This is a genomic window from Neisseria perflava (genome assembly GCF_024170405.1).
GTDB classification, from domain to species: Bacteria; Pseudomonadota; Gammaproteobacteria; order Burkholderiales; family Neisseriaceae; genus Neisseria; species Neisseria perflava_B.
In genome coordinates, this window is the sequence record NZ_JALJYC010000009.1 from 59,337 (window position 1) to 81,539 (window position 22,203).

At 54.0% G+C, this 22,203-nt stretch carries 21 protein-coding genes and 1 pseudogene; 4 read left to right on the forward strand and 18 right to left on the reverse strand.

The genetic code is table 11. The features are described 5' to 3' along the window. Positions 1-22: 22 nt before the first annotated feature. The 10 genes and pseudogenes from J2T37_RS04875 to def all read right to left on the reverse strand — a co-directional run bounded on the left by J2T37_RS04875 (position 23) and on the right by def (position 9,903). On the reverse strand, positions 23-478 hold the full coding sequence (locus tag J2T37_RS04875) for a DUF494 family protein (protein WP_253354173.1): 456 nt from the start codon (positions 476-478) through the stop codon (positions 23-25). 82 nt (positions 479-560) lie between these two features. Then, positions 561-857, reverse strand: a complete 297-nt coding sequence (locus J2T37_RS11575; RefSeq protein ID WP_437179447.1) for a hypothetical protein — start codon at positions 855-857, stop codon at positions 561-563. A gap of 8 nt (positions 858-865) precedes the next feature. Beyond that, positions 866-1,802: pseudogene (dprA, locus tag J2T37_RS04880) on the reverse strand (DNA-processing protein DprA); the annotation flags it as partial. Positions 1,803-1,863: 61 nt separating this feature from the next. Further along, on the reverse strand, positions 1,864-2,643 hold the full coding sequence (locus tag J2T37_RS04885) for an alpha/beta hydrolase (protein ID WP_253354176.1): 780 nt from the start codon (positions 2,641-2,643) through the stop codon (positions 1,864-1,866). 108 nt (positions 2,644-2,751) lie between these two features. Then, positions 2,752-4,032: a sigma-54-dependent transcriptional regulator gene (locus J2T37_RS04890; RefSeq protein WP_253354178.1), complete on the reverse strand. Its 1,281-nt coding sequence runs from the start codon at positions 4,030-4,032 to the stop codon at positions 2,752-2,754. A gap of 110 nt (positions 4,033-4,142) precedes the next feature. Beyond that, positions 4,143-6,251, reverse strand: a complete 2,109-nt coding sequence (locus J2T37_RS04895; RefSeq protein WP_253354180.1) for a sensor histidine kinase — start codon at positions 6,249-6,251, stop codon at positions 4,143-4,145. Positions 6,252-6,254: 3 nt separating this feature from the next. Beyond that, positions 6,255-6,875, reverse strand: coding sequence for a DUF4390 domain-containing protein (locus tag J2T37_RS04900; RefSeq protein WP_253354182.1), 621 nt, complete (start codon positions 6,873-6,875; stop codon positions 6,255-6,257). Beyond that, positions 6,841-8,100: a 16S rRNA (cytosine(967)-C(5))-methyltransferase RsmB gene (rsmB, locus tag J2T37_RS04905; RefSeq protein ID WP_253354184.1), complete on the reverse strand. Its 1,260-nt coding sequence runs from the start codon at positions 8,098-8,100 to the stop codon at positions 6,841-6,843. The genes J2T37_RS04900 and rsmB overlap by 35 nt, the downstream gene beginning before the upstream one ends. 192 nt (positions 8,101-8,292) lie before the next feature. Further along, positions 8,293-9,222, reverse strand: coding sequence for a methionyl-tRNA formyltransferase (gene fmt, locus J2T37_RS04910; RefSeq protein ID WP_253354207.1), 930 nt, complete (start codon positions 9,220-9,222; stop codon positions 8,293-8,295). 177 nt (positions 9,223-9,399) lie between these two features. Next, positions 9,400-9,903, reverse strand: a complete 504-nt coding sequence (def, locus tag J2T37_RS04915) for a peptide deformylase (RefSeq protein ID WP_253354186.1) — start codon at positions 9,901-9,903, stop codon at positions 9,400-9,402. Positions 9,904-10,168: 265 nt separating this feature from the next. Here def and J2T37_RS04920 point away from each other — a divergent pair, with 265 nt between their 5' ends. Next, positions 10,169-11,437, forward strand: coding sequence for a LysM peptidoglycan-binding domain-containing protein (locus J2T37_RS04920; RefSeq protein ID WP_253354188.1), 1,269 nt, complete (start codon positions 10,169-10,171; stop codon positions 11,435-11,437). Positions 11,438-11,544: 107 nt separating this feature from the next. Here J2T37_RS04920 and J2T37_RS04925 read toward each other — a convergent pair whose 3' ends face one another. From J2T37_RS04925 to J2T37_RS04950, 6 genes are all read right to left on the reverse strand, one after another. Continuing rightward, on the reverse strand, positions 11,545-11,970 hold the full coding sequence (locus tag J2T37_RS04925; protein WP_253354191.1) for a hypothetical protein: 426 nt from the start codon (positions 11,968-11,970) through the stop codon (positions 11,545-11,547). A 48-nt stretch (positions 11,971-12,018) separates the two neighbouring features. Beyond that, positions 12,019-12,678 (reverse strand): hypothetical protein, encoded by a 660-nt coding sequence (locus J2T37_RS04930; protein WP_253354193.1) that lies wholly within the window; start codon positions 12,676-12,678, stop codon positions 12,019-12,021. Between the two features lie 639 nt (positions 12,679-13,317). Continuing rightward, positions 13,318-13,776, reverse strand: coding sequence for an aspartate carbamoyltransferase regulatory subunit (pyrI, locus tag J2T37_RS04935; RefSeq protein ID WP_253354195.1), 459 nt, complete (start codon positions 13,774-13,776; stop codon positions 13,318-13,320). Between the two features lie 10 nt (positions 13,777-13,786). Further along, on the reverse strand, positions 13,787-14,707 hold the full coding sequence (pyrB, locus tag J2T37_RS04940; RefSeq protein ID WP_253354196.1) for an aspartate carbamoyltransferase: 921 nt from the start codon (positions 14,705-14,707) through the stop codon (positions 13,787-13,789). Between the two features lie 263 nt (positions 14,708-14,970). After that, positions 14,971-16,281 carry an ammonium transporter gene (locus J2T37_RS04945; RefSeq protein ID WP_253354198.1) on the reverse strand — a complete coding sequence of 437 codons (1,311 nt, stop codon included), beginning with the start codon at positions 16,279-16,281 and terminating at the stop codon, positions 14,971-14,973. A gap of 51 nt (positions 16,282-16,332) precedes the next feature. Beyond that, positions 16,333-16,671 carry a P-II family nitrogen regulator gene (locus J2T37_RS04950; protein ID WP_253354199.1) on the reverse strand — a complete coding sequence of 113 codons (339 nt, stop codon included), beginning with the start codon at positions 16,669-16,671 and terminating at the stop codon, positions 16,333-16,335. A 398-nt stretch (positions 16,672-17,069) separates the two neighbouring features. On the opposite strand from J2T37_RS04950, the gene J2T37_RS04955 reads away from it, so the two are divergent. Continuing rightward, positions 17,070-17,915: a GNAT family N-acetyltransferase gene (locus J2T37_RS04955; RefSeq protein ID WP_253354200.1), complete on the forward strand. Its 846-nt coding sequence runs from the start codon at positions 17,070-17,072 to the stop codon at positions 17,913-17,915. A gap of 81 nt (positions 17,916-17,996) precedes the next feature. After that, positions 17,997-18,137: a hypothetical protein gene (locus J2T37_RS04960; RefSeq protein ID WP_253354201.1), complete on the forward strand. Its 141-nt coding sequence runs from the start codon at positions 17,997-17,999 to the stop codon at positions 18,135-18,137. 99 nt (positions 18,138-18,236) lie between these two features. Here the strand turns inward: J2T37_RS04960 and J2T37_RS04965 are convergent, their stop codons facing one another. Next, positions 18,237-19,652, reverse strand: a complete 1,416-nt coding sequence (locus tag J2T37_RS04965) for an OmpP1/FadL family transporter (RefSeq protein ID WP_437179445.1) — start codon at positions 19,650-19,652, stop codon at positions 18,237-18,239. Positions 19,653-19,850: 198 nt separating this feature from the next. Further along, positions 19,851-21,320: a pyruvate kinase gene (gene pyk / locus J2T37_RS04970; protein WP_253354203.1), complete on the reverse strand. Its 1,470-nt coding sequence runs from the start codon at positions 21,318-21,320 to the stop codon at positions 19,851-19,853. Between the two features lie 273 nt (positions 21,321-21,593). On the opposite strand from pyk, the gene J2T37_RS04975 reads away from it, so the two are divergent. After that, on the forward strand, positions 21,594-22,079 hold the full coding sequence (locus J2T37_RS04975) for a hypothetical protein (RefSeq protein ID WP_253354204.1): 486 nt from the start codon (positions 21,594-21,596) through the stop codon (positions 22,077-22,079). Positions 22,080-22,203: the final 124 nt, after the last annotated feature.

Consider the following 22,203-nt stretch of genomic DNA (forward strand, 5'->3'; position numbering starts at 1 on the left):
ACCCAACCTACGCAGATATGGCTTAATGCATTACCGCTTTGCCGCTGAGCGCATCCATCAAATCGTCGCCGATTAACACCGGCAGTTCGCTTTTGTGCGCCCACAACACCAGCAGCGTCAGCACCTTGGCAATGTCCACGGTAATTTCTTCCGGCGGGATGTGCATCAGCGCGTGAATCACGATTTCGCGCTGCTCGTAATTGATGCCGTGTTCTTCAATCAGATATTGCAGCAGGCCGATAACTTCCACCGGCAGGTTGTCGGCCTCTTCCGCGCAATAAATGCGGAAAGCGCGGCTGTCGGCAGGCTCGACGGCAAATTCAGAGCTGGTCAGCAACACTTCCATCATCATCAGCGTGTTGCTGATTTCGTTGACATCAAAACCGGCATCTTCCAGCAGCTGGCCTAAGTCTTCCGGCGGCGGGCAACGGTCGAAATCTTGAAAATGTTCAATTAAAAATGCGATGACTTCTGCCATGCGTGTTCCTTGTCGGGTAATTTGGCAGCAGAGCTGCCGCGATTATTTGGTTTTCCGTTCAGACGGCGGGTCGAGACCCACCCTACTTTATTCTTTGGTAACGCCCGCCCGCCAACGCCGCCACTGCGCCGTCCATTTCATATTCCAGCAGCTTAGCGTACACATCGGCAGCCGCCCAGCCCAGCTGCTGCGCCAGCATATCGGGATGGACGGGATCGTAACCCATCGCGGCCAGCAGCGCGTCTTCGGTATGTCCGGCACGCTTTGCCTGCGGTTCAGACGGCCTTGTCTCGGACATAGACGGCACGGGTTCGGATACGGGTGTTGCGTCCGCCGTAGCGTTTTTTTCAGACGGCCTGACGCCGTCGGTTTCGGGCATTTGGCTCGGCGGCGGCGTATCACTATTTATAGCATATGACGGTATCGGGGTATTTTGCAAGAGCAGCGGGCATTCTTGCACAATATCGTCCAAACATTCCACCAGTTTTGCGCCGTCTTTAATCAGCTTGTGGCAGCCTTTGCTGTGCGGATTGTCGATAGAACCGGGCACCGCCATGACCTCGCGCCCCATCTCCGCCGCCAGCCGTGCGGTAATCAGCGAGCCGGATTCCAAAGCGGCTTCCACCACCAAGGTGGCGCGGGACAGGGCGGCAATCAGGCGGTTGCGGCGCGGGAAATTGCCCGCCAGTGGGCGCGTGTCTAAGGGAAACTCGCTGACAATCAGGCCGCTTTCGGCGATTTGGTAGGCAAGTTGTTTGTTCGACGGCGGATAAATGCGGTTAATGCCCGTACCCCATACCGCCACCGTGCCGCCCTTGCCCTGCAACGCGCCCTGATGGGCGGCGGTATCAATCCCGGCAGCCATGCCGGAGACGACGGGTATGCCCTGCTCCGACAACACCCGCCCGAAATCCTGCGCAATACGCATGGCCTGCGGCGTGGCATGGCGGCTACCGACGATGGCGACGGATTGGCGGTGCAGCAATTCCGCATTGCCGCGTAAAAACAGCAGGGGCGGCGGGGTAATGCCTTCGGACAACATGGCGGGAAAATCATCATCTGCCAGCAGCATTAAGCGGCAGCCGTCCTGCTGCGCCCATTGCAGGGCAGCGGCGGCCGAAGCCTGCGCCAAGGCACGTTTTTCCGCATCGCGCCACGCATTCGCCGCCTGCTTGTAGGGCACGAGCTGCGCGATTTCATCGGCGGGCGCGTCTAAAGCGGCGGCCGCCGTGCCGTAGCGTTGCAGCAGTATCAGAAAACTTTCCGCGCCGATGTAGGGCGTGAGCGCCAGTTGCAGCCAGGCAAAGCGTTCTTTGTCGTCCATAATGTTTCCCCTTTTGTTTTTGGGCTCAAGGCCGTCTGAACATTGGTTTTCCGCATGATTTTTATTGTGTTGCAGCCATATTGCCCGCACTTTGCTGCGCCAGCCACTCGGCAATATACGCCGCCACTTCCTGCCAGTTGTGCTGGTTCAAAATATTGTGCGTGCGCAATGGAAAAACATGAAAATCTGTTTGACTGCTGCGGTCGGTATAAGCGGCAGCCGTTTTTTGGCTGATGACGGCAGGCTGCGATTTGTCGCTTGCACCGGCGATAAACAGCAGCGGTACATGCGGTTTGGCAAAATCAATGCGGCCTATGGTCGCGGCCACTTTGCGTCCGGCGGGGACGGTGGCCGCCAGCCGGAACGCTGCGGTTTGCGCCGGTGTCAAATCATTGGTGACATAACGGTGATACCAACGCGCGGACATCCACACGGTCGGCGAACGCGAAAAGGGGTTGAGCAGTTGCAGGTTCGACAGAATAAAATCTTTGTTCCACGCCGCAATGCCTTTGGGCGGGCCGGAGCAAATGCAGACGGCCATATGCGCACACCCAGTTTCCACCAGTTTCTGCACCACCACGCCGCCCAAGGAATGCCCGAACAAAATGGGTTTACCGTCTAAGGCCGCAATAAAATCACGGTAATGCGCGACGACATCGTCAAACGTCAGATCCGCCAGCTGCGGCGCGGGATTTTTCTGCAAGTCGGCAATCCCGCCATCGGCATACGGCCATGAGGGGCAATGCACGCGGTAGCCCAGCTTCTTAAAAAACACCTGCCACTGCGACCATACCCGTCCGGTATTCATATAGCCGTGCATCATCACAATATCGGGTTTCATCGTCTTTGCCTTTTTAAAACTGCACGAGTTTCAGGGTAGGACAAGGCCGTCTGAAAAGACGGCGGTTTCGTCCGCTTTTCAGACGGCCTTGCCGCCCTGCATGTTCTCTTATTCTTCGTTTTTCTCGCCCGCCTTACGCGATACGCTGATACCGAGCTGCTTGAGTTTGCGGTAGAGGTGGGTGCGCTCCAAGCCGACTTTTTGCGCCACGCGGCTCATGTTTTGGCCTTCTTGCGCGATGTGGTATTCGAAATAGCGCCGTTCCAATTCCTCACGCAATTCGCGCAACGGCATATTGAAATTGAAACCGCCCACCATTTCCGATGCGCCCAAAGGCGCGGCCTGACCCAAGGCGGCGGCCACGGCCTGCTCGGACACTTCCGCGCCGTCGGCTTCCAACGCCAGATTTTTCACCACGCTGCGCAGCTGCTCGTAATTGCCCGGCCATTCGTATTGGCGCAACACGTTCAAAGCGCCGCTGCCGAATTTGACGTGGGGGATTTTTTGGCTGTCGGCCAAGTCAGTCAGAATCTGGTTGACCAAAAAAGCGATGTCGTCGGGCTGGCTGCGCAACGGCGGAATGGCAATCACGTTTTTGGACAACAATTCGGGCAGTTTGTTGTCGGCAGCGGCAGACTCGGCCAACTCTTCCAAACTGCGGCTGCATGCGGCCACCACGCGCACATTGTAGCGGTCGGCCTTACCCAGCAGGAACACGATGCCGTTTTGGACATTTTTGCTGTATTGGGCGATGTCGCCGACATACAGAATCCCGCCGGTCGCTTTTTGCAGCAGCTCCAAGGGTGTACCGACAATGTGCTCCACTTTGGCCGGCTCGACCCACGGCATACCGCTTTTGCGGAAATAACGCGCCACCAAATCAAACGGCGCACCGGCTTCGCCGGTCAGCAACACCGGCTGGCTGTTTTTGCCCGCCGCTTCGAGTTTTTGGTTCAACTCCTGAATCACGGGGCTGTTGCCCAGCTTGTCAAACGACAAACCGGCCGCTGCCTGCATTTCGCCGTGTTTGAGGGCACGATCGACGGTGGCCAGCAGTTTTTGCAGGGCAATCGGTTTTTCCAGAAAATCCAAGGCGCCGATTTTGGTGGCTTCCACGGCGGTATCAATGCTGGCGTGGCCGCTCATCATCACCACCGGCATATTGAGCTGGCCGTTTTTCGCCCATTCTTTCAAGAGGGTAATCCCGTCGCAGTCGGGCATCCAAATATCCAGCAACACCATCGCCGGCCGCGTCTGATAACGCAACTGGCGCGCTTCTTCGGCGTTTTCGGCCAAGGTTACGGTATATCCTTCGTCTTGGAGGATTTCGGAAAGCAGGTCGCGAATGCCCACTTCGTCATCGACAATTAAAATATCACTGCTGCGCATAAGATTCTACCATTTGGGGTAAGGAGTATTCAGAAAAGTCGGCTGGCAAGGCGGCGAGCCGCAGACAGTACGGTAGTACGGCAAGGCGAGCCAACGCAGCCAGACGGCTTTTATGAATACGGTAATGTGATTTTGACACAGGCACCGCCCTCTGCCCGATTGCTCAGGCTGATGCGTCCGCCGTGTTCTTCAATGATTTTTTTCACCACGGGCAAACCCAATCCCGTGCCGGTCGGCTTGTCGGTCACATACGGCTCGAAAGCGTTGTGCAGCATTTCTTTGCTGAAACCTTTGCCGCTGTTGCAGACGGTCAAAACCGCCTGATTGTCGCTGCCACTCTGCGTTTCCACCCACACCTGCGGCGCTTCGCCGCCTTCGGCCGCTTCTGCCGCATTTTTAAACAGATTGTGCAACACTTGGCGCATGGCGGTCGCGTCGGCGGCAATCCATAGGGGTATATTACTGAATTTGGCGCGAAATGTACAAGTACCCGCCTCATACAGCAATAAAACCTCTTCGGCCAATACGTTCAAATCGTGGCGCTCGAAATTCAGCGACGGGGCGCGGGCGTAATTGCGGAAAGCCTCCACCATTTCTTTCAAGGCCGCCACCTGTTTGATGATGGTATCGGTGGAGCGGGTCAGGATATTGGCGTGCTGCTCGTCCAATTTATCATGCAATTTCCATGCCAGTCTTTCGGCGGAAAGCTGGATGGGAGTGAGCGGGTTGCGGATTTCGTGCGCCAGACGGCGGGCGACTTCGCCCCACGCTGCTTCTTTCTGCGCCCGCATCAGCACGGTAATGTCGTCTATCACCATCACCACGCCGTTGTCGTTGTCTTCGGGCAAAACGGTCACCTTGCCCAGCAAAATCCGCGCGTCGTTGGGTGCGGCGTATTCCACCTGAACCGGCTTGTCGCTCTCGGCAGTCGCCCCAATCGCGGCAAACACCTCCGCTAACAGCGTATGCTGCGGCGATTGGCCGCTCCAGTCGTGCCAGTTGCTGCCCCACAGCGGCACCAGCGGCACGCCCAAAATATTCTCGGCGGCTTTGTTAAAGGTTTTCAGACGGTCTTGCGCGTCTAAAGTAATCACGCCGGTGGTCAGGCTTTCCAACACGCATTCTAGATAATGCCGTGCCGCTTCCTGCTGGATGCGGTTACGCTCGTCGGCTTCTTTGGCAATCGCCAGCTGTTCGGTCATGTGATTGAAAAGTTGGGTGAGGCGGCCGAACTCGTCGTTGCGGAACACGGGGCGTTTCTGGCTGAAATCGCCCAAGGCCACCGCACGCGCACCCTCAGCCAGCGACAACACCGGCTCGACAAAGCGGCGGGCGAAATACAGTGCCATCACCAGCGCCAGCAAAATCGCCAACAGCGCGGCCACCAGCAAGGTCGCCAAAAAGAAGGTTTGCAGGCCTTTTTTGGAATAATCCAACTCGGCGTATTTTGCGCGGGCGGCTTCAATCAGGGTGGCGTCACGCGCCACTTCCGCCGGTATCGGCTGGCGGAAAAACAGCGCGTATTCCTGCCCTTTGTCCATCCCCACCGCCAGCCAGCCCTGCGCGTACAACACATTGCCGATACCGGTCAGGCTGCGCACCGAACCGGCTTTTTGCAGCTGCTCGCGGGCGGCGTTGTCCAAAAGCGGCTGATCCAAACCGCGCGGATTAATGCTTTTTTCGATTTTGCTGCTGCTGAGGTTGTACAGCGCCAACTGCGCAAACTCGCCCGCATTGGTGGTACTTGCCAGCGCTTCGCCCAAATCGTTGTCGAGCGAAGAGGCACTGATTAAATCAATCTGTATCGGCGTGGCGTTGCTGACGGCGTTATCCACCGCCAGATTCAGCGCGGATTTGCTTAGATTAAGGCTGCGCTCCAGCGCTTCGCTGGTATCGTTGCCAAACCAGGAATTAATCGTGCCGCTGATAAACTGCGCCGAAATACCAAACAGAAACGCCCCCGGCAATACCGCCACCAGCGTAAACATGCCCGACAGCCGCCGCGCGATTTGCGAGCCGAACAAGCCGTTGCTGCTGTCGCGCATGAGCAATAATACATAGCGCACCAACACCACCGCCAACACCGTCATCAGCATGACGCACAGGGCGATAATCCACCAGAAATAGTCCGACAGATTGCTGTTGCTGCCGGTGGCGACGGTCAGGCCGTAGAGCAGGATTACCGCCAAAAACGCGGCAACCATCAAAAAGCGGCGCACGGTTTATTCCTTCGTAATCGAAAGTGATTTCCAGCCCGAATCCAAGTGCCAGTTTTTCGAGGTCAGGGCATTGATTTGGAACGGTTTGGGCAGTTTATCGATGGAAAGCTGCAAACGGATTTCAGCTTTGGTTTCCCTAGGCTTCACGCCTTTCAACTCACCCTTGTCCAACACCTTCCAATTGGCCACCGCGCCCACGCCGCGCAAGGCCGCCTCCAGCGTGTCGTATTCGCTGGAAAACGTGCCCACGGTCACGCGGTAGCGGTTGGTCAGCGGATGGTAGCTCAGCTTGTATTGGATGTTGTTGCCGTCGTTTACCAGTTGCGCCAGCTTGAATTTATAAGCCGCCACTTTGGGCGCGGAAAGCTGCCACACCAGCGTAAACTGCAAAGGCACGCCCTGCCTGAGCGCCTGCTTGAGCTGGTCGGGCAGTTCGGTTTGGAAACGGCTGCTAATGGCAAGCTGCCCCGTATCGGTCAGGCGCGCTTCGGCGCGGGTCGGGCTGATGCCCTCCGCCCGTGCCGTCTGAAAAGGTGCAAACAGCAGAACGGCGAGCGACAGCGCGGCCAAGGCCGTCTGAAAACCGGTTTTACAGTTTCTGGATAAGCGCGTAATAAAAGCCATCTTGGTGTTTGTTCGGTAAGAGCACATGCGAATCAATCAATTTTGCATCGGCATGGCGGTTAAGGAATTTGTTTAACTGCTGCGCGTTTTCCTCCTCGAAAATCGAGCAGGTCGCCAGCAGCATTCTGCCGTTTTGCGTCAGGGTCTGCCACAACGCGTCCAGCAGGGCTTCCTGCTGGCGTGCGGTTTTCAGCGCGTCGGTCGGGCGACGCAGCCATTTGATGTCGGGATTGCGCCGCACCACGCCCGAGGCGGTACACGGCACATCGGCCAGCACCGCGTCAAACGGTTTCCCATCATACCACGCCGCCAAATCCTGCGCATCGGCGCAATGCAGCGCGACATTGCCAAAGCCCAAGCGTTCCACATTGCTTTGCACCCGCGCAAGACGGTCGGGCGCAATATCCAGCGCGGTTACATGGCAGTCGGCCAGCTCCAGCAGATGCCCCGTTTTTCCGCCCGGTGCGGCGCAGGCATCGAGAATACGCTCGCCGTTTTGCGGATTCAAAAGATAGCCCGCCTGTTGCGCACCAAAGTCCTGCACCGACACGAGGCCGTCTGAAAAACCCGGCAGTTTGTTTACCGGCACGGCTTCTTCCAGCGTGACCGCATAATCGTCCAAGGCTTTCGCCGCGATGCCCGCTTCGGCCAGCTTCGCCACATAGCCTTCGGCATTCCCGTGGCGGCGGTTGACGCGCAAGGTCATCGGCGGGTGCAGTTGCAGCGCAGCGGCGATGTTGTGCCAATATTTCGGATAATGGTTTTGCAGATAGGCCGTCCACCACTGCGGCAGATTGTAACGCGCCACCTCGTCTTTTTTACACACCGCCGCCAGCTTGTCGCGCTCGCGCAAAAAGCGGCGCAAAATCGCATTGGCAAACGAGCGGTACTGCCCGCGCCCGATTTTAGCAACGGCCTCCACCGCCTCATTCACCACCGCATGCGGCACATTGCGGGTGTAGTGTAATTGGTACAAGGCCGCCAGCAGCAGGCTTTCCAACTGCGGATTGTCGATGGGCTTGTTCAACATCTGCGCCAGCATATATTTCAGGCTGCCCAGATAACGCTGGCAACCGTAGGCAATATCTTGCAGCGCACCGTTTTCCTGCGCACTCAAATCGGGATATTTGGCGCGGATATTCGCCAACACGTCTTGCAGGTTTTGCCCGGCGGCAACAGCGGCAACGGATTCGGCGGCGAGTTTTTGGGCGAGAGCCATGCTCATGGTGTGATTCTTTCTTTGGGGATTTTTATTGGTTTTCAGACGGCCTATTTTAACAGATTGGGTTGCCGACTTTGCAAACGGGTAGGTTGGATTGTAAACCCAACATTGTCGTGCCAAAAAATACGTTGGGCTGACAACCCAACCTACCTAACAACAAACGGCCTTTCCATCACCGAAAAGGCCGTCTGAAAATCATACCAATACCGTTCCCGCCGCAATATCATGCCCGGCCACAAACGCCGCAACTGCCATACGCTTGCTGCCGGCCGGTTGCAGCTCGGTAATTTTGACCGCGCCTTCGCCGCAGGCAACGACGAGGCCGTCTGAATTGCAGGCTAAGACTTCGCCCGCTTTGCCGCTTTGGTTTACCACTTCGGCGCGCCAGATTTTCAGCGGCTTGCCCTGATATTCCGTCCACGCGGCGGGGACGGGGTTGAAGGCACGGATTTTGCGTTCGATGACGGCGGCGGGTTCGCGCCAGTCGATACGCGCTTCTTCTTTGCTCAGTTTTTGCGCGTAACTTACGCCCGTTTCGGGTTGCGCCACGGCGTTCAGACGGCCTTCGCGCTGCAACTGTTGCAAATCAGCAACAATGGCTTGCGCACCCAGCGCCATCAGCGCGTCGTGCACTTCGTTGGCGGTGTCGCTCGGGGCGATGGCGTAGCGGTGTTCGCTGACCACGGCGCCAGTGTCGAGGCCGATGTCCATCTGCATAATGCACACGCCGGTTTCGGAGTCGCCCGCTTCAATGGCGCGTTGGATGGGCGCGGCGCCGCGCCAGCGCGGAAGCAGCGAGGCATGGATATTCAGGCAGCCGTATTTCGGCGTATCAAGCACGTCTTGCGGCAGAATTAGGCCATAGGCGGCCACCACCATCACATCGGCCTGCGCGTCTTGAAGCATTTGCAGGGCTTCCGCGTTGTTGCGCAGTTTTTCCGGCTGCGCCACGCGCAAACCGAGTTCTAAAGCGGCCTGTTTCACGGGCGTGGCTTGCAGCTGCATGCCGCGTCCTTTGGGACGGTCGGGCTGGGTCAGCACCAGCGTGATGTTGAATCCAGCGGCGGCAATGGCTTTGAGGGCAGCGGCGGCAAAATCGGGCGTGCCGGCGAAAATGACGTTCATGGCGGTCTTTCGGAAAATCAGGTAGGGTGGGTTTTCACCCACCATGATTCGAAAATGTGTGTGCACGGGAATATCACACACCTGATACAGGCCGTCGGAAAACCGGATTCTTCCCAATTTTCCGACGGCATTTTGCGGATAGTTGTCGGCGCTTGGCGGGTTAAAACCCACCCTACCTTACATATTGTGTTTTTGGCGTTTTTTCAGCTTGGTACGGATACGGCCTTGTTTCAACTGCGACAGGTGTTCGACAAATACAATGCCGTTGAGGTGGTCGATTTCGTGTTGGATGCAAATCGCCAGCAGGCCGTCGGCTTCAAGGGTGTATTTTTCGCCTTGTTCATTCAGCGCTTCTACTTTCACGCGCTCGGCGCGGGTCACGGTGTCGTAAATGCCGGGCACGGACAAGCAGCCTTCTTCGTAGGTGGTTTCGCCATCTTTTTCCAAAATCACGGGATTGATAAACACGCGCGGCTCGCTTCGGTCTTCGGTCAAATCCATGACCACAATGCGCTCGTGCACGTCGATTTGCGTGGCGGCCAGTCCGATGCCGCGCGCTTCGTACATGGTTTCAAACATGTCTTTCACCAGCGTTTGAATGCGCTCGTCGATGTTTTCCACGAGCTTGGCAACGGTGTGCAGGCGCTCGTCGGGGTATTGCAGGATGTTTAGCAGTGCCATTTTTAATCTCTCTTCATTCAGGTAAGGCCGTGCGGCAGCCGTTGGCGGCCGACGGTGTGTGTATTTCATACAGAATCCGCCGCCATCGCTATAATTCCTGTGATGACGGTAACATTCAATGATAAAATGTGATAGTTTGTTGATTTTAGTATAAGCTGGCCGGATACGCCCATTGTTATTTTTCAAGGCGCGATTGCCGCTGTACACTATCGCCTTATCTCTTTCAAATTTAAAGACAATCCGTATATTTTCAAGGGGAATGCTGATGCAGCACCGTATTATAACCCTGCTTTGTCTGGCAGGCATGGCAATTTCCGCCCAAGTGCAGGCGGCGGCATTGAAAGTGCGCCCCGACGCGCCGCAGCGTTATGTGGTCAAACCGGGCGATACTTTGTGGGGCATTGCGGGCAAATTTTTATACAGCCCGTGGCAATGGAGCCGCCTGTGGGGTGCCAACCGCAGCGAAATCCGCAATCCGCAGCTGATTTATCCGGGGCAGGTATTGGTATTGCGCTATGTCAACGGTCAGCCGCGTTTGGGTTTTGACGGCGCCAGCCACACTTCAGACGGCATTCCGGTCATCAAGCTGCGTCCGCGTGTACGCGAAACTTCGGGCTACGGCATTCCCACCGTCAACGTGAATTTCTACCGCCTGTTTATGCAGCACCCGCAAATCATCCCGCGTGACGAAACCGCCAATGCGCCGCGTTTAGTCGAAGGCCCTGACAGCCGCATGCTCTATACCCAGGGCAACCGCGTGTACGCCTACGGCATTACCGAGCCCGGCCGCTACCTGACCTATCGCATCAATAAAAACATCGTCGATCCCGACAGCAAAAAATTCTTGGGTCAGGAAGTGGTGTTCAGCGGCATTGTCAGCACCCTGCCCTATACCGATACCGCGCTGGAAAACCGTACCCAAGCTTCGGCCGAAGAGCTGAAAGACAACGAATACTACACGCGCAAAAACGCCCTGCTGCGCCTGCGCACCCAAGCGGCGCAGCCGATGGTGGTGGAAGACGCCGTTTCGGAAATTTTGAAAGACGACTACCTGCTGAAAATGCCGGAAGGTACCGACAGCTTCCAAATGATGCCGCATGCGCCGGCGCGGCCGGTGCAGGCCAAAGTGGTGTCGATTTTTGACGGCGTGAGCGAAGCCGGACAGTTCCAAACCATCACGCTGGACAAAGGCGAGGTGGACGGCTTGGATAAAGGCACGGTATTGAGCCTGTACAAACGCGGCAAGGTCATTAAAGTCAATTATAAAAACAACCTCATCCGCAAGCCGAAAAACCGCGACACCGTCGAGCAGGTCTCCATCCCCGCCGAAGAAGTGGGATTGGCACTGGTGTACCGCACCAGCGAAAACCTCGCTTCCGCCATCATTCTCGAAAGCCTGACCAACATCAACATCGGCGATACGGCTTCCGAACCCGGCCGCGATTTGGACAATATGGCCGACGAATCCACCCTGCCGCGTGAGAAGAAAGTGAAAGCGCAGGAAGCAGAAGTGGAAATTGATGTTACGCAGTAGGCGTGTGATTAGGCAATAAAAAGACGCTATCAAGATTGTGAATACAGGTTCTTAAATACCAAGGTCGTCTGAATATCAAATATTCAGACGGCCTTTTATCCATCCGCTTAATTCACCCGAAACGGCAGAAACGACACATCCATAATATAAGCCTTCGGATGATTCCAATCCACTTTTACCTTTACCGTTGCGCTCAAATACGGCTGCGGGTCGGTGGTCATCGGCGGGCTGACAAACTGCTGCATTTTGCCGCTTACCGGATTGGGCGCCACGGCAATGATTTCATATTTGTCGCCCTGCTGGTTGTGCGAACCCGTGTTCCAATGGCGCACTTCCTGCACCGCCGCCTGAATCTCCACTCCGTTGGCCTGCGCCTGCCTGCCGCCCTCGTATTTCGGCCACAGCACAAAATACGTCAGCGCCGCCACCACCAGCGCCATCACTGCGGTAAACGGATTGGGCGCAACCAATGTCACCAGCAACAGCGCCAGCGCAACGGCCACGGCAATCACTATGGTAGTCAATGTCATCATCGTTTTGATTTTCCTAAATTTTCAGACGGCATAGAGGCCGTCTGAAAATTAATACAATAATTTCTTACGCAGTTTCGCTTCGCCTGCCGCCTGCCCCAAGGCATTGTTCAGCACGCTCAAGTCTAAGGCCGTTTCCGATATGCAGGGTTCGCCGAATACGTTTTCACACGTAATCTTCAACTTCAAAATACCGCCGAATTTCTGTTTCGGCAAAGCGGCGGACAAGGTGCGGACATCGGTGAAAATCCCGCCGTAGGTTTCGCCGGCGGCCAATTTGTCCAAACCCTCACCAAATACCGGCAGCTGCGCCAAAGCATTGACCACTGCGACCACCGCCGCCGTTTCAGACGGCGTGGACAATTCAAAACGCAATTTGTCCGCCGCACCCTTGCCGTAATTGTGTACCGCCAACACCAGCATTTCCGGCTTGTCCTCCACCGGCTGCACCGCCGCATGCAACACGGGATGTACCGCTTCCTGCTGAATCAGCTTCTCGCGCCGCAGCCATTCGCGCTTGCCGCGCACATTCGCCGCAGCCCACAAATACAGCAGCCACACCAGCGCCAACGCTGCAACGGCGGTGACAACAGGCGCAAGATTGGCCAAATAGTCCTGCGGATTAAACCACAGGCAGGCGGCAAGGAAGCCGGCGAAAAAAATCAAGATGTATAAAAAAGGGGCAAAGCGGCGTTGCAGGTTTGCGCTCATGGGGGTTCTTTCAAGGCGGCGGGTAGGAAAGCGGCGGCTTGGGCGGTATGTCGCCAGCCCAAGGCCGTCTGAAAACCTATTCAGACGGCCTTTATTTTAACAGATTATTTTGACGGCATTCTTGTGGTTTATGGTTATCGGTTGGGAACATACAAACCGTAAACAAACATCAGGTGGCTGAGCGTAGTCGAAGCCTTGTCTAATAACGTGAACTCAGGATAAGCATTTTAAATATATTTATTATTTTCAGAATGGTATGTATTTTCAGCAGACAGAAAATCGTCAGATTTTCGTCATTAGCTGCGCAGGCGGGAATCCAGACGTTTGAATTCCTGATGTCTTGAAAACATTTCAGAAATGTTTGGCTTCTGGATTCCCGCCTGCGCGGGGGTGGACTTACGCAGCTAATGACGAATCCTCGCGGATTCTATCTGCCTAACCAAAATACGCTTCTGAAGCTCAAAAGATATTCTATTGGTTTATCCCGGACTCACGTTTAATACAACCGTCATGTTAAGCAAGGCTTCGACTACGCTCAGCCACCTGACTGTCTTTTACATTTACTCGAATGCATGACATCAAAACAAAACAGGCCGTCTGAAAGATTCTTTCAGACGGCCTGCCGTCATTGCCGTACCCTTACGCTTCCGTCACCGAATCGCGCGAGAAGGTTTTTTCGCAGTAATGGCATTTCAGGCGCGTTTGGCCGTTGTGGGTTTTGACATAAAAGCGGCTTTTCACCGGCTCGCCGTGGCTGGCGCAGTTGCTGTTGGGGCAGCGGAACACTTCGCTGATTTCGTCCGGCAGGGTCAGGTGGCGTTTGTCCACCACTTTGAAGTCCTCAATCACATTAACGGTCGCCTCCGGCGCAAACAGCGCCAAGCGGTTGCCCGCGTTTTCATCCAACTGCACGCCGGAGATTTTGATGATGTCTTTGCTGCCGAAATTTTTGCTCGGCAGGTTGAAACCCACAGTCACGGCGTTACCGTAGTGCAGCAGCTTGAATTGGCGCAGAATCGCCAAGCCTTTGCCGGCGGGGATATGGTCGATAACCGTACCGTTTTCAATGGCTTCGACGCTGTATTGTTTCTTTTCCATCACTCGCTCCTTATACTTCTTCGTTCAACACCAGCGACAACATCGCCATACGCGCATACACGCCGTTGGTCGCCTGTTGGAAATAATAGGCGTGCGGCGTGGCATCGACATCGGGGTGGATTTCATCGACACGCGGCAGCGGGTGCAGAATGCGCATGTTGGCTTTGGCGTTTTGCAGCATAGACGCGTCGAGATTGAATTTGCCTTGGATTTTGGCAAACTCCTGCTCGTCAAAACGCTCGCGCTGCACGCGGGTCATGTAGAGGATGTCCGCCCATTCCGCCGCCGCTTCCAAGCTGTCGAAAATCTGCCAGGCGCAACCGGCTTCGTCCAGCTCTTCGGTGATGTATTCGGGCATAGCGAGGCTCGGCGGCGACACAAAGGCAAATTCGCAGCCCCAGCGTTTGAGCGCCTGCGCCAGCGAATGCACGGTGCGGCCGTATTTCAAATCGCCGCACATGGCGATTTTGAGGTTATTCAGACGGCCTTGCGTTTCCTGTATCGTCACCAAATCCAGCAGGGTTTGGCTAGGGTGTTGGTTGGTGCCGTCGCCCGCGTTCAATACCGGCACGGCGGAAAATTCGGCAGTAATCCGCGCCGCACCGTCTTTGGGGTGGCGTTGGATAATCGCGTCGGTGTAGCTGGAAATAATGCGCGCAGTGTCGGCCAGCGTTTCGCCTTTTTTGGCACTGGTGTTGGCGCCGTCTGAAAAACCAAACACCTTGCCGCCCAAGCGTTGCACGGCGGTTTCAAACGACAGCCGCGTGCGCGTGGACGGCTCGAAAAAACACGAGCCGATGAGCTTGCCTTTGAGCAGGTCGTCGCGTGGGTCGGCTTTCAATTTCAGCGCAGTGTTCAGCAGCAGCTCGAGCTGTTCGGTGGACAAATCGGAGACGGAAATCACGTTTTGCTGGTAAAGCGGATTGGGCATGGGGCTTCCTTTTTCCATAAAAAAAACCCGCAACGGGCGGGACTCTCAGCTTGAAACAACAGCAGCCGCGCCGCTTTGTGCAGCGCGGGGGAAACGGCCGGAGAAGGTCGGGCGGTTCATGGTATTGCCGTTACAGGTAGATATTGCAGACGGGGAATTATCGCATATTCGCAGGCCGTCTGAAAGTGGGCGGCACAGGGAAAGGCCGTCTGAAAACCGGAGATTTTTCAGACGGCCTGCGTTTCAATCAAACATTGTCTCTACTATTCCACCCGTTCGCCGTGGATATTCAAGTCCAAGCCTTCGCACTCGGTGTCGCGATCCACGCGCAGGCCGCCGCACACCATACCCACCGCTTTCAAAATCACAAAGCTCATCACGCCGCTGTACACCACAGTCGTCAGCGCGTCTTTCACTTGGGTAAACAGTTGCGCACCGACGGTGGCGTCGCCGCCGAAAATCTGATTATCAAAAAACACGCCGGTCAACACCGCGCCGACAATGCCGCCAAAACCGTGGATACCAAACGCATCCAGCGAATCATCGTAACCCAGCTTGCGCTTGATGACGGCAACCGACAGATAGCAGGCGATGGCAGTCAGAATGCCGATGGCCACCGCGCCGCCGGTCGAAACGAATCCTGCCGCCGGGGTAATGCCGACCAAACCGGACACCGCGCCGGAAGCCAAACCCAAAGCAGAAGGCTTGTGCCCCGCCCATTTTTCGCACAACAGCCAGGTTATCGCGCCGAACGCGGTGGAAACCTGCGTTACCGCCATCGCCATCCCTGCCGCTGCGTTGGCCGCCAGCGCAGAACCGGCGTTAAAACCAAACCAGCCGAACCACAACATCGCCGCGCCAATCAGCGTCAGCGCCATATTGTGCGGCGGCATGGCCTCTTTGCCGTAGCCAACGCGGTGTCCCAACACCAATGCCGCCACCAGACCGGCAATCCCCGCGTTGATGTGCACGACCGTACCGCCCGCATAGTCCATCACGCCGCCTTCGCTCATAAAACCGCCGCCCCACACCCAATGCGCCGTCGGCACATACACCAGCAAAAACCAAATGCCGGAAAACAACATCATGGCCGAATATTTCATGCGCTCGGCAAAAGCGCCAGTGATGATGGCGGTGGAAATGATGGCAAAAGTCATCTGAAACAGCATAAAGACGGTTTCGGGAACGGTGCCTGCGTTCGGCGAAACGGTAGCCAGCGCTTTGGCTGCGTCAATGCCCATGCCGTTTAAAAACACGCGGTCGAGGCCGCCGATAAAGGCATTGCCGGGCGTAAAAGCCAGCGAATAGCCGACCGCCACCCACAAAATGCTCACCAGCGCGGCAATGGAAAAGCTGTGCATCATGGTGGAGAGTAGGTTTTTCTTGCGCACCATGCCGCCGTAAAACAGCGCCAGCCCGGGCAGGGTCATAAACAATACCAGCGCCGCCGAAATCATCACCCACGCCGTATCGCCGGCATTAATTTCAGCATAGGGTTTCCACCAATCCAAGCCCTGCGCACCGGCCGCAGCGGGTAGCAAGGCGGTTAAAATCACGAATCCTGACGGTTTCATTTTTGCTTCCTTTTCTTTTTTTGATGGGATAACAACATTCAAACGGTTTTTTCAGACGGCCTCGTTACCGGTTTCGCCGGTACGGATACGGATAACCTGCGCCACCGGTTCGACAAAAATTTTGCCGTCGCCGACTTTTCCGGTACGCGCGGTTTCAATAATGACCTCGACGATATGCTCGACCATCTCGTCTTCCGTCACAATTTCCACCTTGACCTTAGGCAGAAAATCCACCGCATATTCCGCGCCGCGATACACCTCGGTATGCCCTTTCTGGCGACCAAAACCCTTCACTTCACTGACCGTCATGCCGTGGATACCGATTTGGCTGAGCGCCTCGCGTACATCGTCCAATTTGAACGGTTTAATCATGGCTGTAATTTTCTTCATATCCGACCTCTTTTACATTGTTGACAATTTAACGTGTTCTAACATTACTAGATCACCCTACCTTGCACAATATATTGTTGACAATTTTACACTTTTTATCAAAATAATTTATCTTTACCCAACAACATATCCTTTGATTTCATTCAAACTAAAATAAAACGGGCTAAAACCCTGCTTGGCCAAAGTTGCTTTTTTCTACCGACTGCGGCACAGACGGTGTAGTCCGCCTACTGAAAAATATTTACCGCCGTCACCAATCCACTCTGAAACAAACCGACATAAAAAAGCAGCTTTTTCAATAAAAACTGTAATTTATTTGAAATTTTTTGCCGCAACCCTTTGAAGCGCACGGGGGGAGTCAGGTATAATTTGCCCACTATTCTTTCCGGGAACATCCCATGCTCGTCTGCAACCCCTATGAAGTCGTCATCCACGGCACCACCAGCAAAGGCAGAGTCTTCCGCCCCAGCGACTGGGCAGAGCGTCTGTGCGGCATTTTGTCCTCATTCGACAAAGACAACCGCCTGTCGTATTCGCAATGGGTGCGCCCGATTTTAGTCGATAAAGTCCGCTGTGTGGCTGTTGATAAAAAGCTGGAAGAAATCAATCCGCAGATGTTCCGCTTCCTGATGGATTTTGCCGCCGACAACGATTTGCGCGTCATCGACTGCAAAACCCTGCTCGACGAACACGCGGATCAGCCCGAAGCGGAGATTCCGCCCGAGCGCGTGTTACTGGCGCAAGCCATCGAAGAGAAGCATTCTGCCGAAACGAAGCAAACCGAAGCCCCTGCCGCGCCGGTCGCTTTCGTATTGCGCGAAATTCCGGCAGAAGAAACCGCCACGGCCTTCGCCGCCCTGAGCATGCTGCGTTCTACCCTGACCGACATCAACCGTTTCGTCGAGCAGGTCAACGAGCGCCAACGCCCGGCCGGTTACCGCATGATTGGTATTTTTGAGGAAGGCAAGCATAATGCGGTCGCGGTGTGCGGCTTCCGCGAGGTCTATAACTTGGCCAGCGGCCACCATATCCACATCGACGACATCGTCACCATGCCGCAAAGCCGTCTGAAGGGCTACGCCTCCCGCCTGTTGACGGAAGTGCGCAAAATCGGTGCAGAGGCAGGCGTGCCCAAAATCCATCTGAATGTCCACGTCAGCAACGACCGCGCCGACGCCCACCGCCTGTATTTCAAAAACGGCTTTGAAATCATGGCCTACCATTTCCGTTGCGATACGAAATAAGCATGTTGAAGGCCGTCTGAAAAATCTGATTTTCAGACGGCCTTTGTATTGGCAAAATATTGAAATGAAAGGAGAAACATCATGATGAAAACGATAACCCTAACCGCTTTGGCGCTGCTGCTTTCCGCCTGCGCGGGCGGCTTTTCCGGCAACGGCAGTAGCGAAATGTACGGCCAAATCTCCACCGGTATCGAAAGCAGCCATACTTCTGTCGGGCGCTGATTTTGCGGTTCGATTCATAATCCTTTAATGCGAAAAGGCCGTCTGAATATTCTGATACGATACGGAATATTCAGACGGCCTTTTTTATATAAACCTCAATTAATCAAAGCGGTAAGTGTACTGCAAACCGAAAATCTGCGCATGGCTCTTGAAGTCGGCTTTGGCTAACACGCCGCTGTCCACGGTAGTACCGCCTTGGCTGTTGTCGCTGTTGGCCACGCTGGAGCTTTTGATGTGGATATAGCTGTATGCGCCGCGAAGGGTATGCTTGCGGTTGATATCGTATTTTGCGCCAAACGAAAACCAGATACGGTCGTTATCCGGCAAAGTTGACAACCGCATGACCGAATCCCGCACCGGCGATTGGTCGTAGGCCACACCAAAACGCAGCTGCAACGGATCGCTATATTGGTAAGACGCGCCGACGGCAAATTTATAGGTATTTTTCCAATTCGGTTTCATCACCGTTTTATTGGATTGGCCGTTGGCCACATTTTTGGTATTTTCAAATATCAGCTCAACCGTATTGAAACGCGAATGGCGCGTCCAAGTAATGTCGCCAAACAGATTCCATTTCGGCGTGGCCTTATACATTCCCTGTACCGAAAAAGACTCCGGCGTCATGATATTCAGGCTGACTTTTTCATTCGGCACATAGCCGCGACCGGTAATCAGGGAAGAATAATAAGCCTGCGCCAGCGTGCCATCGGCTGTCCAGTCGGCCGTTCCCTTCAATTTGTGTTCTATTTTGGAACGGTAGTTCATACCGATACGGCTGCGCTCGTTAATATCCCACATCCAAGCCAGCTGATAGCCGAAGCCCCAGTCGTGGCCTTTGGCAACTGCATGGCCGTCCCAACAATTTGCCGCCGCGCCTGCTTGGGCGCACGCTGCGGCTGAGGCATCATAACCGCTACCGCCATAATTACGGTTTGCCGTCCCCCAGTCCGAATACTTGCGCAATTCCGCCGTAGTATATTGCGCAATCGCGCCCACGGCAAATGAATGGTGCTCATTGAATTTATAGGCCACAACCGGTTCAAACGCAAAAGTCTTCAGCGTGGTTTTATTCAAATTGTAGCGCAGCACAGAATCGGTATCGTATTCGGTTTCCGAGCCATAGGGCACATAGGCGCCAAAACCCAAAGTCACTTTATCATTCAGCTTATACGCGCCGTAAACATGCGGCGCAAGGGTCAAACCATCGGCCAAAGTACCGCTGGTCGCTCCGGGCGCAGCAGTTGTGGAGTTGTAATAAGTGGCCGATGCATTTTTGTATTTAAGGGAAGGCGCAACGATATTGGCACCAACAGTGATTTCCGATTTTTCCAAATGGGTCAAGCCGGCCGGATTGTAGAAAATGGTGGAGGCATCTGAAGCTTCTGCAGTAGAGGCGTTGGAAGTGCTTTGTGATCCTACCGACTGCGCACCAAAATGATAGCCGGAAGCCAAAACCGAAGGGGCAGCAGTTGCCATACAAAGAAGAAACAGGGATTTTTGACGAAATGTTTTCATGTGGTATGAATAATATAACAAAAAGGCCGTCTGAAAAGGCGGCGGTTAATATTTAGTGTAGGTACTCAATTCTATAATATTTGTAAAATTCCGGATAGCTTTTTTTACTCTTTAAGCATAATTAACTACAAGCCGTTACTTTTAAAGCCACAAAAAAAGCAGCCCGAAGGCTGCTTTTTGCAAAACAAGGTACACTGATTATTGAACAGTGAATACTTCCAAGGTATTGGTCGAACCGGTTTCACGCATTTTCGAACCGCTGGTGATAATGTATTGATCACCGCTGCTCAAGATTTTGCGGTCAACCAACATGGCTTCCACTTCACGCAAAGCAGTATCGTGGTCGGTGCTGGTTGCCAAAATCATCGGGCGCACACCACGGTACATGGCCATACGGCGTTGGGCAGAAATACTCGGAGTCAGCGCAAAAATCGGCAGTTGGATATTATGACGGCTGATTTCAAATGCAGTCGAACCGCTCTCGGTCAGCGCAACAATCGCTTTGGCATCAATCGCGCGCGCCACGCCTACGGCGCCGGCGGCAATTGCCAAATTGGTGCTGACCACATGATCTTCCATCAAACCTTCTACGCCGATTAGAGAATCTTGTTCTTTTTCTGCGGTGGCACAAATGGTCGCCATTTGGGTAACAGTTTCAAACGGATAAGCACCTACTGCAGTTTCGGCAGAACACATCACGGCATCGGTACCATCCAAAACGGCATTGGCGACGTCGCTTACCTCCGCACGGGTCGGTACGGGGTTGGTAATCATGCTTTCCATCATCTGGGTTGCAGTAATGCTGAAACGGCGCAATTCACGAGCGCGGCGAATCATGCGTTTTTGCAAAGCAGGTACAGCGGCATGACCCACTTCTACGGCCAAGTCACCACGGGCAACCATGATGCCGTCTGAAGCCAAGATGATTTCATCCAAGTTTTCAATCGCTTCAACGCGCTCGATTTTAGATACCAAACCCGGACGAACGGCTGTACTGCCTTTCATCTCTTCTTCCACTTTGGCGCGGGCAGTATTCAAATCCTCGGCAGATTTGACAAAACTCAAAGCCAAGTAATCGCAACCGATGGCAATCGCGGTTTTCAGGTCCCGGAAGTCTTTTTCAGTCAAAGCACCGGCAGACAAACCGCCACCGCGTTTGTTGATGCCTTTGTTGCTTTTCAGCACATGGCTGTTTTCAACAGTTGTAATAATTTTACTGCCTTCTACGGCATCTACGGTCAAAGTCAGCAGACCGTCATCCAACCACAAAACATCGCCGGATTTAACATCGTTCGGCAAATCACGATAATCCAAACCAACGGCTTCACGTGTACCTTCGCCTTCCAAAGCTGCGTCCAAAACCAGTTTTTCACCTTTGTTCAGCTGGATACTGCCACCGGCAATCTTACCCACACGGATTTTCGGGCCTTGCAAGTCCGCCAAAATTGCCACTTCCTGACCGGAACGTTTGGCCGCTTCACGAACGATACGGGCATTTTCTTGATGGAATTCAGCGGTACCGTGGCTAAAGTTAAAACGCACGACATTCAAGCCGCCTACTCGAATCATATCTTCCAGCAATTGCACATCATTGCTGCCCGGGCCCAAGGTGGCAACAATTTTAGTATTATGACTAATACGGGTAACATCACGTTTTGAGGTACTCATGAGCATCCTTTCAAATCAGGCTATTCTGTTGTTAATAGCTGATTGTAACCTGAAAAGTCAGCTATTTGGCGGAAAATTACAGAATTTTATGACCTAAACCAAATTTGTACTTTATCCGCAAACCCGCCATTTATCCAACTCTTAAAACTCCCCCTTTTCCTATTAAAAATATCTTTAAACAACAGCCTTTGCCTCCAAGAAGAAATATATCTATGTGTTGGCTTAGACTATAATATCTTATATTTTTCCAAAAAACTAAGGCCTATTTTCCACATGAAACGTCTGCTGACTTCTCTTCCCATATGGTTCATATTAGCGGATATGCTTTACGGCTTTGCCTTAAATATTTCTCAAAGCCAAAAAACGCCAAACATATCATCATCCATTGTCACACCTGACATCGCATTCAGCGGACTTCAAATCATTTCGAATGGCGGCATGATTTTAATCGTTGGATTTGGTTTAATCATTCTGCTCCAACTCAACCGAACTGTTCTATCCAAACAAATCCTACCTATCGGTATCTTTCGGACATTGGGACTATTGGCCGTATTAGCATTCAGCGTACCTTCGCTATGGGAGTGGCTTTGGGCCATTTATTCCTTCATAACAGGCACAAATCATTTCAATATCAGCAATATTCGTTATTTTATTACATCTTTATGTATGCCATTAATATCATTACTCTGTTTATACCGCTTATATGGCTGGTATCGCCTTAATAAAGTACAATTTACCAGCGCTAATACAGGCATATAAATGGCAGATGCTTCCCATTAGGTAGCAATAAAACCCGAAGGCCGTCTGAGTTTCAGACGGCCTTCGGGTTTAGCATTCGGCAGGATTCGCCCCCTATTTTTTCACGGCAGGAACGGCCGCCTTC